A 14,993-nucleotide genomic window follows, 5' to 3' on the forward strand; every position below is an offset into this window, starting at 1 on the left:
GATTAATTTTATTATTCCATTTAGAATGCATAAAGGAGTCCTCCTTGTTTGATGATGGGTCAATGGTCGTTGACACTCATGCATCATACTAGAGGACTCTTTTTCTTTCAAGACCTCGAACATCCTTCAAACAGGAATGCTGCTCCGTTCGTGGAATAAGGATTTTTAAACAACTATATTATTTTTTAAATGACTTTATTGTAAATTAAACAACTATATTATTTTTGCACAAGCGTCGTTAGGTAACATTTCTTAAAAAATTGTTATTCCACAATCTGGCCCTTTAATGAAAACAAGCGCTGATCCTTGTTACAGAATCGCGCCCTATAACGGAATAATTGAATAATTATCTAAGGTGTACGGAAATTGAAGGGATTCCCTCTTTCTTCTAAATGAATGCTATTTTTAATTTGGTCAAAATGGTGATGGTCATGTTGAGCTAATCCTCTAAAATATTCATACAATGATAGAGTGGTGTTTCCAATAGAGAATTTTTCCGCCCACCGATCATTAGGAATCTCAACAATCGCTTTATAAAGTTCTTTTCTTGAAGAGATAAACTTATCTATTGTTACTTGTTGTTTTTCTGCTCTACTAATAGTGGCTGATTCTGCGTTCGTTTTCCCACTCTCTGGACCTTTCGGAAGCTCATGTTCAGAAAATAAATAAGGTAAACGTTCATGTAAGATAAATTCATCCCAAGGTTTGAAATGTCCGATGATTTCTGCCACTGTCCATTTACCATCTTCAATCTGAGTTCTCCATTCCTTTTCACTCAAAGCGTTTAATGACTTTACAAACTCAATTGAATCTATTTGATGCTTAATAATTTCCTCTTTAAACCTATTCACCAAATCATCTCGCTTATTTATAAGATTTTCTCCAACTCCATTAAAACATCTACCCATTTTGAACAAATCTACACCCTAAGATCAATCATTATTCAATTAAATGGCCCTTTGATGAAAATTGAGCGCTGATCCTTATTACAGAATCGCGCCCGATTATGGAATTCTATCTAGCCAAAAACAAAAGAACATAACAAACTGCACATGAAAGACTTTAGGAGGGAAACGGTTCCATTTCTTTTCCCTATATGTATAACCTGCTCTTTTCCATGCCTATTGTAGATTTGAAGTCACTATCCATGTAAAGCACTTCCTTTCTGTTTTACCTTATTCAGTCCGTTCCAAGACCAATTTGTCCAAATTCGAAGTATCGTTTCAAATGGTCCTCGTTTAAATTTCTTTAAATAAGCAAGGCTGAAAATACATTGCAAACTGTAAAGAACTATGCCAAATAAAATTCCGCCTAAAACGCCTAATTTTCCAGATAACCCTAAACCATATTCATAAAATACAGTTGTACAAATAATGGTTTGCATTAGATAATTGGTTAATGAAAGTTTACCGACACTCTCAAACGCAGGTGATAGCAATTGTACTGGGCGAGTTTTATATAACAAAGCTGCCAGGCAAACATAGCCTACTGAAAGTAGCTGTGACCCCAACATGCCAGAAAAATAACTATCTATATAACTATAACTTTTACAAGCTAGACCCAGAGGAACCAGTAACAAGCCAATCAAATACCATTTCTTTTCGTTCTCCATATTTACAAAAGCTTGCGTTTTCCCGAGACCCATTCCAAAAAGTATTAAAGGATAAATTGATCCTAGAACTTGTGAAAGTAAAAGTAAGATACCGGCCCAAATAAATAACGTTTTTGGTTTGCGATTAATAAATGGAATGAAAATTAAAATCATGCATCCATAGGTAGCTAAAATATCGCCCTCCCATAAACATGAATGGAGCAAACCTAAAGCAATTAGCCCAGTTGCCCTTCGTAAGATGGACCATCGACTCTTATCCTTTTTCTTACGTATAGATTCGATAAGTTTAATAAGAGAGTAGCCTAATAACATAGTGAAGATTGGCATAAATGATTCCTCTATAAAGATTTTCACAAAATACAAAGCCCCATTATCAAGGGCAGATAGATCTTTTAATTCGTCTTTGCCAGACATGCCAAACTGGAAAATCAGTAAATTCGCCATTAAGATGCCAAATAAACTGAACCCACGCATTGTATCGATGAAGTTAACACGGTTTGTTGTCATTGCGTTTCATCTCCTCATCTCCCTATATTTGGTAAATATTATAAGATAAAGCTAAAAGGTTTTACAATACACTGATTTACAAATATAAGTAAAATTTAACATTATTTTATTATCATTTCTATACACCCAGAGTCTAATTTAATATCCGTCCTAAGCCTTAGATGATACACACAACGAGGCCAACCTGTACATTACTTTTCTTCAGCTAACTGGCCCTTTAATGGAGGAAGGCACATTCCTTATTACAGAAATGCGCCCAATTGTTGAACATCGTTATTCAACTATAGTCCCTGGAAGTAGTCTTATTGTAGCTATGTTTAAATACCTTTGCAGAAAAAGCTGTATAAACAATATTAAAAGGGAAAGCCAAAAAACGTTGGTTTCACAGCATTTCTTGGCTTTTTTTGTACTTCCAAACTTTCATTTGGGGACGTTATTTTGTTTATTTATGTATACGTTATAAATCCTTGTTGCACTAAATCCCCTGTTAAAGAACTTAACTTTGTTAAATTCTTTCTAATTGGTTCAATGGAACATCAGATCTACTGACAAAAACATCCCCTTTAAAAATACTTCCATCAGATGTGGTAACCATTATTGTATGATCACCAGAAGAAGCTTCTGATTGGACCCATGTAGTAGAACCATTAGCCACTAAATTATAAGTTTGCGTGTGACTACTCTGTTGAATTTGCACGGTTACATTTGTCCCTGTATTGTTTGTAACATGAAATTTATAATCCTTCGAATCTGATGGTTGCTCCCAAGACATTTTATAGATACCATTTCCTTTAAAAATATCTGTACTAGAAATAATTAAATGGTTTGCTGTTCCTTGAAAATCTTCGACAACATCACTGATTACGGCATCTGATTCAATAGTACTTTCATCAATATGCTCTATCACCTGGATTTCATAGGAAATATCTTTGTTTGGTAGTTCAGCGCTCTTAGAAGCTAATACATCTTCTAGCTCTTTTTTTATGTTTTCGCTAGAACGTGTACTGGACTTAGGAATCGATATTTTTAGTATCGGTGTAGGTTCAATTGAAGGGGCGTAAATGTCCACATCGTGATAATTATTTTCTTGTAAATAATCAGATACAATAACTGAAACCTCCATCATAAAACTCTCTGTCTCAACTTCGTGTAAACTTTTTTTAGTAATTTCAATGTTGTATTGATTCAAATCTGTTTTATTTACATTTTCCTCTAAATACTTTTTCAGTTGTAATTCACTTTTAGTTTCATCCATTACAATCCGGATTATCGGATCTGTATCACCTATTTCAAAACTAAATAATCCAAATTCATCCCATGCATTATCAAGTACAGATGCAATACGGTCCCCTTGTTTCTCATCATCATTATTATTAGAAGAGAAACTATCATTTTTATCGATGTCTATATTAATTACTAAGACGACTACAACAACTATTATGAAAACAGAAATAAAATTCCTCACTACATTTCCTCCCCTCTGAATCTATTTCACCAAATTAATCCACACTTTTATTGAACTATTCTGCTTACGTTAGTTGAATATAAAACGTCCCCAAAGCATGGCTTGGGGACGTTTGAAGTACTTGCTGCACTAAGCATCCATATCTAAATTTCGGTTCCTTTTGAAAGTTTCTTTTTAATGACAAAGTAAGTTACTACACCTAAGCAAATGTATATAATAAACATATAACTTCCTAATAACATTGAGTCCTTAAATACAGTGGTTAACGAATATATACTTAGTAATATATAGATTGTTAAAAATACATATCCCTTCTTTCTACTTTTCACAAAGACGGAAGTAAAAATAGCCAATATTAAACTGACAGATATTAAATGACTTAAAATGAGCATTATATACATCAAAATATTAAACTCCATTAATTATCCCCCAATCATCTACAAATAAAAGCAATTCCCTAACACTTTATAATTAACTTATTTTACCATAATTATGATGAGGAAAGTCACCAAAGCATCGTTTTGGGCTATTTCTTTGCTTACCGTTGTAAATCCACATAAGCTGACTAGACCCCTTATTCAACAATCTGGCCCTTTAATGAAAAAAGCATTTTCCTTATTCCAGGAAAGCGCCCGATTGTTTAATAAGCACATACTTAATTCTGAAGAGGAAACAATACAATTTATTTAGATAAAGTGTAAGTGGTGTATTGAAGAAAATGAAAAAGATGTTAACCACTTTTGTACTATCCCTTGTTCTTATTACTTCTTTTCAAACAACAACCGTTTCGTCAGCTAAATCAACTCAAGACTCTGGAGAACTAAGATTACAAGATATGCTTATGCTAATGCTTACTCCGTATATTCAAAAAGATTTGATTAGCTATTATCGTCCTAGGATTCTAAAGGATTTTGCATCTCAAGTCACTCCCTGGAAAATTGAAGTGATTGAAACAAGAAGAGTAAATGGTTTCCGTGGTTTTTTATTGGAAATTACATTTGAAATTGAACCTACAGATGGTGGACACCATATTCCAATAGGGAGAGACCGAATGACCTATCAAATTTCAGTTGGACCTAAGGTAAAATTGATAAATCACACACACCTCAAAACGTATGAATATCCACCAAAATAATTAAATAATAACAATCTAACTCAAAAGGGCCTATTTCTTTGAGAAATAAGCTGCTATTGTTGGTTTGTTAACTACAATGCATTATTTTAAAACTGTCTCGGCAGAGGTAAATGCTTCCCATTGATTATATTTCGTTGTTATTGATGAAATAAACCAATACTCTCTAAAGGGTTCTAGATTCTTTTCCACTGTTATAACCTTCTGCCAACTACCATAATCTTCAACTTATGTTTCTAAATCGTATTTAACGGTATACCGCATTATGGATTCGCTAAGCTTTTCTATTTTGGTAAGACGAAAGTTTCTAACTGAAGGGCTTGACTGGCCAGTCACCCAATGCGTTTGCTCAAATTTTTCCCTTGATAGTTTTTGGAGCGTAGGAGACAGCATCGCATATTGAACAGTACCACTTCGATTATTTACGCCTAATATCCACAATTCAACGGCTTGTTTCGGTTCGACAACGTGTAAACCATTCATAAAAGACATTAATTGGCTTTCTATAGGATTGAGATGTTTCGTGGCTGCTATTGCACGATTGTTATAAAGTAGCATTAGTGAAAATAAAAGTATTATAACTCGCAATAAATTCATCTATAAAGTTAAATTTCTTAGAGGTGGATAGGCTACACTAAGTTAGACATAAAAAATAAGGGCTAGTAAACTTAGGCTATAAAATTAAGGGAGCGTGCTAATATGACACGTCAACGTCGAACTTTTACACCCGAATTTTAACTACAACTTGTGCAGCTTTATGAAAATGGTAAATCTCGTGCAGACATTGCTAGAGAATATAATATTACACCTTCTGCGTTAGATCGCTGGATTAAAAACCATCAAGAAACAGGTTCATTCGCCGCCAAAGATAATCGCTCTAAAGAAGAAAACGAACTAGCTCAATTACGCAAAGAGAACCAACGTTTATTGATGGAAAATGATATTTTAAAGCAAGCAGCGCTGCTCATGGGACGAAAATAGATGTGATTCGAAATAACGCTCACAAATATTCGGTATCAGTAATGTGTGACGTCCTTGAAATTCCGAAAAGTACTTATTATTACCTGCGAACCTAACAAGTAAACGTGCTCTAAAAGTCGAAGATAAGGCGCTTTCCAAAAAGATCAATACAGTCTTTTTGCTGTAGCATATTTTTCCTTAAATCGGAAAAATAAGAACATTAATGGTTAACTCCTGCCTTCGCATAAACATTATTTATTTGTAATATCATTATTTTTGTAAATATGTAGTGCGCTTAGAAAAGCAATAACTCCTACTATAATTATCACCCCTATACCTAAATAAATATAGTCATAATCATAATTTTGTATATCCGTTACAACCATACTAAAAAAGTAGGGGTTAAGTAGCTGCCAATCGCCTACTGCTGAAAAGAGCATAGCTATAGCAGTAGAACAGCCAATTACCGCTGTAAGGATTCCTGCCACTATATTTCTAAAAACAAGACTAGCCAATATAGTGATACAAACCAGCACACATTGAGTGACAGAAATTTTTATACTATTCAGGAATCCAATTTTTATGAATAAGGTTGGCGGAGGAGAATCGGCAAAAAAAAGGCTTATTATAAGATTCGCACTAAAGATTATGAAACAGGAGAGTATGATAAAAAGGAAAATAATTATCATTTTCCCTATAAATAAGGAAGTTCTCTTATAGGGATAGGTAAAATGAGCTTCCGCTGTCCCTTCACGATATTCTCTTGAAAATATATAACTGGCTATACCAGCGTAGAAGATTGGTGCTATAAGAACAGTCAGCAAAAAGTTCGCATATATTAATGCCGTGTTCCAATTAAAAGAAGCGTTTCCCATACTGCTTGAAAGCATAGCATATATGAAATTAAAGACAATAGGTATTATAATGACACATATACTCATCCATTGAACCATTGTCCTGCGCAATTTCAATAATTCAGTTTGCAGGATAGTGATCAATAAGATCCCTCCTCCTCTGTGATCGATAAAAAGTAATTCTCAAGCGAGTCACATGCATTTATCATTTCGTATACTTCCACAGAACTTTCAACCATTTTAGAATTCAACTCAGCTGAGTTAATCTTATTGTAAACTTTAATAATTCCTCCATTGCAAATGATATAGTCTGAAATATTTAACTCTGTTTCAAGAATGAAAGAAGCCTTTTTTACATCATTTACGGATAACTGCAAATACCTCTTTTTCTTTTCTTGTAAAGCATCGTAATTTAATTCTTCAATTAAATTACCTTTATGAATGATTCCAAGAATGTTCGATAAATAATCAACTTCAGATAAAATATGACTGGAAAGCAAGATGGCTACTTCATAATCATTTGCAAGCTTAATCAAGGTCTGTCTTAAATTCTTCACTACTTGAGGATCTAGCCCATTCGTTGGCTCATCTAAAATAAGGAATTCAGGGTAATGTAGCATAGCTCTAGCAATCCCTAACCTTTGCTTCATCCCAACAGAAAAATCCTCTACCTTTTTATCTTTATATTGCCAGAGATCCATTTTCCTCAGCATTTCTTCCGTACGTTTTTTTGAGATAACCCCCATAAGCCGACGATGTATTTCGAGGTTTTCCTCCGCTGTCAGGTTATGATAAAAATTGGAATGGCAGATGAATGATCCTATTTTCTCAAAGATCGCTTGGTTTGTAGCTGGGTTTTTTCCGAACAGTTCAACCTTTCCACTAGATGGCTTAATTAAATTCAAGATCATTCTTAAAGTTGTTGTTTTACCTGCTCCATTTTTCCCTATTAATCCGTATATCTCTCCTTTTTTTATAGTCATATTCATATTTTGTACAACGTGTTTATTCTGATAGATTTTGTTTAAACTAAATGTCCTTAATACATAGTCCATTCCCCTCCTCCTCTCAATATGTAATTTTATCCATAAAAGTGATTTCATTAACACTTAGAATATTACTATAATTTTTTAAAATGTCTCTAAACATTCTCTTACATTTTTCTTAATTCTCATCATCGGCCAATAATGAGAAAGAAAAACTGGTTTCTTCATAAGGCTTGCTTGTTACTCTAATTTGTCCTTTTTGTTCTTCTACTAATTTCTTCGAGATGGAAAGACCTAGACCGTTTCCTGTATTACTGCGAGATTTCTGAGACTGGAACAACCGATTAAAGACGTAAGGCAAATCCTTTTCCAAAATACCTTCTCCCTTATCCCAAATTTCAATCCAACAGTAGCTATCAATACGTTGAACTTGAACGCCAATCATTTTTCCTTCAGATCCGTATTTAACTGCATTTTGGATTAGATTATTTAAGATTCTCTCAACAGAAGCTCTGTCACACTTTACATATAAAGGTTTATTAGGTAAATTTATCACTGGAGTTAAACCGATTTTTTCGAATTCAACAAAAAAGATTACAAAAACATCTTTGATAATGTCTATAATATTTTCCCTTTTTAGTTTAATTTGTATCTCCCCGGCCTCCAGCTGTGATAGCTCAAAAAAGGATTCAGTGATAGCAGTTAAATTCTGTGCTTTCTGATAAACAACTTCAAGATATCTCAACCTGTCTTCTTCACTCATCCTGTTGTTTTCCCTGTAAATAACCTCCATATATCCTAATATGGAGGTTAAAGGGGTCCTAATATCATGTGAGATATTCGTAATCGTTTTCTTTCTTTCTATTTCAAGAAAACTCGTCCTTTCTTTGTTATTTCGATACTTTTCCATAAATTGATTCATTGACTCTATAAGTCTTCTTAATTGAGCGTTCGAATAGTGAACGCGTATATGTCTAATAGTGTCGTTAGAGATAGACTCCTCTATATCTCTTTGTATTTTAATGATCTGCTTATTGATGGAAATTTTATCATAAATTAATACCAGAATATTGAGTAGCAACAATATTATGATGATCCATATCATTTCTTTTCACCTGCTAATCGATAACCTATTCCCCATACAGTCTGTACATATTTTGGATTGGAAGGATCAGCTTCAATTTTGTTGCGTAAACGGTTAATATGCACCATTACGGTATTGTCATCAACATGGAAATCCTCTTTCCAAATATGTGCAAAAATTTGCGATTTACTGAATACCTTTGCAGGATGTGTAAGTAGAAGCTCTAAAATGGCAAATTCCTTAGCCGTTAACTTGATCTTTTTATTTTTAATTGTTACTAAATATGTATCTCGGTTCAATTCTAAATCATCACATTTAAGAATTATTGTGGAATCTCCTTTTTTTGTTTCATTTAAATAAAGGTAACGTCTAAGCTGTGCTTTCACTCTCGCCAGAAACTCACCAATAAAAAAAGGCTTAGAAATATAATCATCAGCTCCAAGCCCTAAACCCAACACTTTATCCTGTTCTCCCCCTTTAGCACTTAAAATCATTACGGGTGTATTTTTATGCTGCCTAGTGTGCTGTAATATTTCTAATCCATCTATTTTAGGTAGCATTATATCCAAGATTATCAAATCATAATGAAAACTATTAATACAATCCAGTGCATCTCTTCCATTATCCACCACTTCAGTTTCGTATCCTTCATTTTGCAGCGTTCTCTGAATTAGATGGCTAATTTCCTTGTCATCTTCAGCAATCAAAATCTTTGAAAGGCTCATGTATATCACCTCAACTATTATTTAAACACGTTCATTTACACATCATATTTTAACATTTTTAAGAATAACAGGAAAGGTCTAGCGCATTTCAAGTCAACAGTATGAATAACTTCAAAAATAGTTTAACACCTTTTAATATATTTATTTCTACTTGTTCTTGTAGTTTAACGATTTATTCCCTTCGTCTATTTAACCCATTCCCTATTTTTCCATATCCAAAGTGTTAAAGAATACGTTAGTAAAATAACAAGTAGGATAAACCATAAGTAGGAGAAGTCTGCCTCAACTAATAATACAAACATCTCTTGGCTACCGAACATTAAAATATCGAACAGATCGCTGAAGTACACTGATATAAATAGTAAAAACAAGTATACTATTATAGTAGTTATTGTATTCGGTAGAAAAACACTTAATAAACTAGCAATACCAATCAAGGCAACAAAAACGGAAAAGACACCTAAGTAATACTTTAGATGGTAAATATAAGCTTCCGTTACTCCTAAAACAGGTGCATTTTCATAATAAAAACTTACAGAATTAGCCTTCGGGTAGAACAAGTATCCTGCAATCGTTCCAACTGCATAAGTAATAACCATTATAGATGCTACTATAGCAATCAGCAGGAACCATTTCACATATAATATTCGCTTCAATGACAATGGTCTAATTGCAACTAGACGAAGTTCTCCGGATTGGTACTCACCATTAATGCTATCAATGCACAACACAGGCAATATAATGAAGATTATCAAATAATAGATTTTTTTCAGTAAGAAAATCGAGTAATTCAGCGAAGTAAGGGGGACACTTTCTTCCATTGTAAAGAACAATTTCTCCGCTAACAAAGATTGCATCAAAATATAAACTATGAATATTGTAACGAACAAGATATTTTTTCTTCTGCTGTACATTCTTTGCCATTCACTGTTAAGCAATCCATTCATTTTATTTTTCCTTCCTCTATAAATTTTTCAAGTGTATCACGTAAAGTGAGTACTTATTATTAAAAAGCGTTGAATCCTTCTCTTCATTGAGATCGTTTGGAACACAAGAATCGTGCTTTTGCTTGCAATATCGATTCCAATGACTAAAGTTTTATATTCGTATTAGAATTCATTTTATTGTGTTTTCCTGTGTGATGATGAGTCATTTTCCAGTTGACACTCAGGCATTATTCAGAGAGCTTTCTTTTCAAGCTCCTGAAAAATCCTTCTACCAGAATGGCCATTTAATGTAAGGAATCTCTATTAGAAAACACACCTAGAGCAGCACTCGTGCCTAAGACGATATAGATCACCAATATTGAAAAAATCCATCTCCTTAAAAACAAGTTAGACGTAAGCATTTGAACAACTCCGCTAAACTGTATCTCAATAAGAGAAAAATAGACATACTGAGAATAGCCAATGACTTCTCCAAATATCCCCAAAAGTACTGGGTAAATCATGGAAACTAGGAAAAAAGCTGCTGTTGCGGCAAAAGCAGATGTTGATGATCTGCTCACAACTCCCACGAGGATTGCGGTACTGACTACGGCTATCAACGATAGGAAAGATAGAAGATAATAGTTTACACTATAAGACATAGATTTAATTGGTGTTACCGGCTCAGGTTGAAAGAAAAGGTATACTTCTTCTGCACCTTCAAAAACGATTAATCCCATAACTAAAGAACAAACGAAATAGAAAACTAGCAATAAGAATAGATATAACAAAACAACAATATACTTCGCAAAAAATACTTTCGAAAAACTATAGCTTCTTTGTAGAATCATTCTTAGCTGGCCCGTCCTATATTCATGGGTAAAGCTAATTACGACTAACAAAACAGCAACAATATTAAAATACAGCATAAAGACTTCAGACAAACTCATAATAGGGAAATTCGACCAGAAAGAATACTGTGGATCCGTTTTTTCGAGAGTTTTATTGTTTTGCAAGGATTGAATGACTGTGATAAAAACTAGAATTGGGGTAAAAAGTAAAAAAAGAAATGAAGTTTTTCTGCTCCAAAGCCGTTCCCATTCATTTTGAAATAAGAGCTTCATTGTGTCATCAGCTCAATAAATATTTGTTCTAGGTTTCTTTCTGATTTTTCAATACCCGAGATTTCAATCTTTTCTGCTACTAGCAGTCTCTGAAGTGCTTCTAGTTCTTCTACTGTACATACTACTTCAAAGGTCTTTGAATCTACTCTCTTTATTTGGATTTTTCCTTTTAAAAGATACAAAGCTTTATCCGTTTGTTCGCAGCGAATCTCCCACTTTGCTTTTCCAATAAGATCATCAAGTTTTCCTCTCCATTTCAGCTTGCCTTCATTAATCATGATAATCTTATTGCTTATTTTTTGTAGTTCATCAAGTAAATGGCTTGATATTAAAAATGTCAGCCCTTTTTCATCTCTTAAATAAAGAATCAGATCCCGCAAAAATTTCATACCCATCGGATCAAGGCCATTTGCTGGCTCATCCAGAATAATTACTTCAGGGTCTCCTAATAATGCCTGGGCAATCCCCAACCTTTGCTTCATTCCTAGAGAATAGGTGCTAACTTTATCATTTCCTCTTTCCTTTAAGCCAACCAACTCCAAAACTTCTTCTACTTTTTTGTTCTTATCGGACTTAGGAATATTAGAATGTAGCTTTATCAAGTTTTTCAAATTCCCCCTTCCCGTCATATGGTCGAAAAAAATGGGAGTTTCAACGATTGCCCCTACCCTTTCTAATGCTTTACTTCTCTGTTTTGTCACAGAATGCCCTAATACTAGAACATCTCCTTGAGAAGGCTTAACTAGCCCCATAACAATTCTGATCAAAGTAGTCTTGCCAGCGCCATTTGGTCCTAAAAATCCGCAAATATCCCCCTTATTTACAACAAAATTAAGTTCATGAAGCAGCTGCCTTTTTTTTATTGATTTAGATACATCCCTTACTTCCAAAACTTTTAGCATTGAATTCATTTTTGCACCTCACTCTGCTCCCCATTTCAAGAAAAGCTGTTATTTGTTAAAAATAATATCATTATCTCTTTAAGAATCTTTATCTTAATCCTTACATTTCTCTTAATAATTTCATTTTTTGAAAATCCCCCTTATTAGTCGAGGACAATGCAAAACTAAAGAAATGGTTATTACAATCAACTTAAACATATTGAAATGATAAACACCAAGTAAGAGAAATATGTAACAAGACAATAAAGTAATTTAATTTAAAAAGCCAAACAAGCATAACCCCGTCCTGAATTTAGGACGGGGTAAAAATATAGTTGTTTAATTTTGATGTAAGATACTTCACTATACTAAAAAAACATACTAATAAAGTCGGTTGAAAATCCAAGGTTTAGTCAACAATAGCGCCCGATTGTTGAATAAGAAAATTAAACATTAACAAGGCACTGATAAGTAAGCGTTGTTTATTTCATGTGTTTCTTTTTCCAATCTACCAACGTCATCATTTTTTCGTTATCAGGAAGTTCCATATCTAATGGTGTTATTAGTTCTAATGAATTGCCATCAGGATCGTAAAAATATACAGCTGCATGATGTGGAATATTTTTAAATACTAACGGTTGCATCTCTGGGGAGAAACCAAAAGAAGAGCGTATTTCGATATTTACAGACTCTAGCCACTCCTTCACTTTCTCAACTTCACTCTTGTCTACTTTAAATGCTAAATGACGAATTGATGGGTGATATGGAAGGTTTACAGTTTCACTTTCCCAAAGACCTAACCAACTTTCCCCCTTTACAATCCAAAAGAAAGCCAGCTTTTCTTGTTCGCTTGCTAGTTCTAAACCAAGCTTTTGATAAAATTTAATCGATTCCTGTAAATTACTCACAGGTAAATGCGCTTCATATAATCCTCTAATCATATCAAAACTCCTTCGATAGTTATATTTTTAAATAGTAAAATAAGTCAGATAATATTAACATACAACTTTTGATTGAATAAATTATTATAGGTTCCCAAAACAGCATAGATAGTAGTTCCAATAAAAGACGATTATTCAAACTGAAAAACGCGATCTTCATATTGAAGAATCGCGCCCGATTACGGAATATTGAAGAACTTCTATGTTGCAAAATAGGTTCTCAGTTATTTTGTTCAAGCCCCTGTTCGTATTATATAGTTCAACCAGAAAGATCTGGCTGAACTATATAATACGAAAGCACCCGTTAGCCATCCATGTCGCGTAAAATCTACGCTACACCACAGAAAATGAAAGATTATTACGTTCTTTCATGGGAGTTCAATAAAGAAAGAAAGAAAGAAAGAAAGAGCTGCATATGTAGCTCAATGATCTTCAAGTAACGCACCCGTTAGTTAAAGAAGAACAGGTTATTAATTAATAATTTTTGTGATGGCACAGCTATAAACAAATATTAAATATAAAGTGGTAAATCTTTCACACTGTTTAATTGATATATATTTTCTTCCTTGTAATTAGAACCTACTCTGATTCCAAAACCTTTAATTCCTATATTTATTGCTAATTCTATATCAACTACTGAGTCACCAATCATAAAGGACTCTTCCAAATTAATTTCAGGATATTTATGAATTACCTGCTTAATCATTCCGATTTTAGGCTTCATACAAGTACAACCCTCATCTTTACCATGTGGACAATAAAAGACATCCAGTAGTTCAACACCTTGGCGAGTTAACTCACTTTTCATTTGATTATTTATATCATGGTATTGGTCAATCGAAATGTATCCTTCGTTAATAATGTATTGATTGGTTATAATTATTATTTTATAACCTTTCCTAATGACTTCTTTTAATGTGTTAATTGAACCATCAATAAATATTGGATGCTCTATTCCAGTCCATTCATGGTCTGGATAATCCTCGATTATAGTGCCATCTCTATCAAAGAATGCAACTCTCAATTCCTATGCCCCTTTACAAATTGATTTTTTATTTATTCTTCTTCAACTAAACTGCCCCGTTAGTTCAATAAAGAAAAAAAGATGGGGTCCCTGTGGAATCCCATCTTGAAGTAAAGCACCCGTAGCGAAATAAGTTAGTTGCTTATAACTGCAAACTCATGGTAACTGTCCTAATGCTAAATCCCAATTTTTCATACAGTTTAATTGCTTGATTCCCTGCAAATGCACTTAGACGGATTTCTGAATATCCATCTTGTTTTAGATGGTCAATACCTGCTCTCATTAACATTTTGGAAATACCATTCCCTCTATATTCTTCTATAACAAATAGTTCGTAAATAAATCCATTCATCATATCAGTAAATTGGTCTTTGCTAGCCCCTATAAGAATCCAGCCAATTAATTTATCGTTTTCTTTTGCTATTAAATAATAGCTTCCCTTTTCCAAAAGTGGTTTAACAAGTTGGTCGATTTTTTCTTTCGTAGGTTCTACTTCACCTAATGTGCCATCAAAAACAGCTTGTGGAGAAAGAGATAATACCATTTTTAGTTCAAAATCGTTAGGTTTTCTAATATCCATTAATTGAATCAGTCCTTTGATCTCCTTTTAATCATTTTAGCATAATATTTCAATAATTTTCCTCTAAAGGCTATTATTTACTTGAATTCTTCTTGTGCTAAACTCCCTCTATAAACATTGATGTATCAACGGTTTCAACCATTTCGTGATGGAGAAAAAATTTTTTCCACTTCATTTATAAACAGTGTTTTG

General features: G+C 33.4%; 15 protein-coding genes and 2 pseudogenes. 2 read left to right on the top strand and 15 right to left on the bottom strand.

The window, feature by feature from the left end; genetic code table 11:
- Positions 1 to 350: 350 nt before the first annotated feature.
- The 3 genes from ACIQZG_RS23625 to ACIQZG_RS23635 all read right to left on the bottom strand — a co-directional run bounded on the left by ACIQZG_RS23625 (position 351) and on the right by ACIQZG_RS23635 (position 3,584).
- Entirely contained in the window at positions 351 to 908 is a 558-nt protein-coding gene (locus ACIQZG_RS23625) for a DinB family protein (protein ID WP_402758505.1), read from the bottom strand.
- Positions 909 to 1,141: 233 nt separating this feature from the next.
- Positions 1,142 to 2,119: a DUF418 domain-containing protein gene (locus ACIQZG_RS23630; protein WP_402758478.1), complete on the bottom strand. Its 978-nt coding sequence runs from the start codon at positions 2,117 to 2,119 to the stop codon at positions 1,142 to 1,144.
- Positions 2,120 to 2,624: 505 nt separating this feature from the next.
- Complete coding sequence (locus tag ACIQZG_RS23635; RefSeq protein WP_402758480.1) at positions 2,625 to 3,584, bottom strand: YolC/YozM family protein; 960 nt, start codon at positions 3,582 to 3,584, stop codon at positions 2,625 to 2,627.
- A gap of 718 nt (positions 3,585 to 4,302) precedes the next feature.
- Between ACIQZG_RS23635 and ACIQZG_RS23640 the strand changes: the two genes are divergently transcribed.
- Positions 4,303 to 4,719, top strand: coding sequence for a DUF3888 domain-containing protein (locus ACIQZG_RS23640; protein WP_402758482.1), 417 nt, complete (start codon positions 4,303 to 4,305; stop codon positions 4,717 to 4,719).
- A gap of 225 nt (positions 4,720 to 4,944) precedes the next feature.
- Here ACIQZG_RS23640 and ACIQZG_RS23645 read toward each other — a convergent pair whose 3' ends face one another.
- On the bottom strand, positions 4,945 to 5,199 hold the full coding sequence (locus ACIQZG_RS23645) for a hypothetical protein (RefSeq protein WP_402758484.1): 255 nt from the start codon (positions 5,197 to 5,199) through the stop codon (positions 4,945 to 4,947).
- A gap of 264 nt (positions 5,200 to 5,463) precedes the next feature.
- Here ACIQZG_RS23645 and ACIQZG_RS23650 point away from each other — a divergent pair.
- A pseudogene (locus tag ACIQZG_RS23650) lies at positions 5,464 to 5,780 on the top strand (transposase); the annotation flags it as partial.
- 147 nt (positions 5,781 to 5,927) lie between these two features.
- Here the strand turns inward: ACIQZG_RS23650 and ACIQZG_RS23655 are convergent.
- The 11 genes and pseudogenes from ACIQZG_RS23655 to ACIQZG_RS23705 form a co-directional block, all read right to left on the bottom strand.
- A complete protein-coding gene (locus tag ACIQZG_RS23655) occupies positions 5,928 to 6,674 on the bottom strand; it encodes an ABC transporter permease (RefSeq protein WP_402758486.1) in 747 nt (248 codons plus the stop codon).
- Positions 6,671 to 7,585, bottom strand: a complete 915-nt coding sequence (locus ACIQZG_RS23660) for an ABC transporter ATP-binding protein (protein WP_402758488.1) — start codon at positions 7,583 to 7,585, stop codon at positions 6,671 to 6,673. The genes ACIQZG_RS23655 and ACIQZG_RS23660 overlap by 4 nt, the downstream gene beginning before the upstream one ends.
- 109 nt (positions 7,586 to 7,694) lie before the next feature.
- The gene (locus tag ACIQZG_RS23665) at positions 7,695 to 8,426 is read right to left on the bottom strand and encodes a sensor histidine kinase (protein ID WP_402758490.1); all 732 of its coding nucleotides are present in this window, start codon (positions 8,424 to 8,426) and stop codon (positions 7,695 to 7,697) included.
- 191 nt (positions 8,427 to 8,617) lie between these two features.
- Positions 8,618 to 9,325: a response regulator transcription factor gene (locus ACIQZG_RS23670; RefSeq protein ID WP_402758491.1), complete on the bottom strand. Its 708-nt coding sequence runs from the start codon at positions 9,323 to 9,325 to the stop codon at positions 8,618 to 8,620.
- A 185-nt stretch (positions 9,326 to 9,510) separates the two neighbouring features.
- Positions 9,511 to 10,056 carry a hypothetical protein gene (locus ACIQZG_RS23675; RefSeq protein ID WP_402758493.1) on the bottom strand — a complete coding sequence of 182 codons (546 nt, stop codon included), beginning with the start codon at positions 10,054 to 10,056 and terminating at the stop codon, positions 9,511 to 9,513.
- The gene (locus tag ACIQZG_RS23680) at positions 10,043 to 10,249 is read right to left on the bottom strand and encodes a hypothetical protein (protein WP_402758495.1); all 207 of its coding nucleotides are present in this window, start codon (positions 10,247 to 10,249) and stop codon (positions 10,043 to 10,045) included. The genes ACIQZG_RS23675 and ACIQZG_RS23680 overlap by 14 nt, the downstream gene beginning before the upstream one ends.
- A 307-nt stretch (positions 10,250 to 10,556) precedes the next feature.
- Positions 10,557 to 11,375: an ABC transporter permease gene (locus ACIQZG_RS23685; RefSeq protein ID WP_402758497.1), complete on the bottom strand. Its 819-nt coding sequence runs from the start codon at positions 11,373 to 11,375 to the stop codon at positions 10,557 to 10,559.
- Positions 11,376 to 11,602: 227 nt separating this feature from the next.
- Positions 11,603 to 12,277, bottom strand: a pseudogene (locus ACIQZG_RS23690) (ABC transporter ATP-binding protein); the annotation flags it as partial.
- Positions 12,278 to 12,738: 461 nt separating this feature from the next.
- Positions 12,739 to 13,197, bottom strand: a complete 459-nt coding sequence (locus tag ACIQZG_RS23695) for a VOC family protein (protein WP_402758499.1) — start codon at positions 13,195 to 13,197, stop codon at positions 12,739 to 12,741.
- A gap of 511 nt (positions 13,198 to 13,708) precedes the next feature.
- Positions 13,709 to 14,221, bottom strand: coding sequence for an HAD-IIIA family hydrolase (locus ACIQZG_RS23700; RefSeq protein ID WP_402758501.1), 513 nt, complete (start codon positions 14,219 to 14,221; stop codon positions 13,709 to 13,711).
- Positions 14,222 to 14,363: 142 nt separating this feature from the next.
- Positions 14,364 to 14,801, bottom strand: a complete 438-nt coding sequence (locus ACIQZG_RS23705; protein ID WP_402758503.1) for a GNAT family N-acetyltransferase — start codon at positions 14,799 to 14,801, stop codon at positions 14,364 to 14,366.
- Between the last annotated feature and the right edge of the window lie 192 nt (positions 14,802 to 14,993).

The organism is Lysinibacillus sp. NPDC096418, assembly GCF_044762775.1.
Classification (GTDB): domain Bacteria; phylum Bacillota; class Bacilli; order Bacillales_A; family Planococcaceae; genus Lysinibacillus.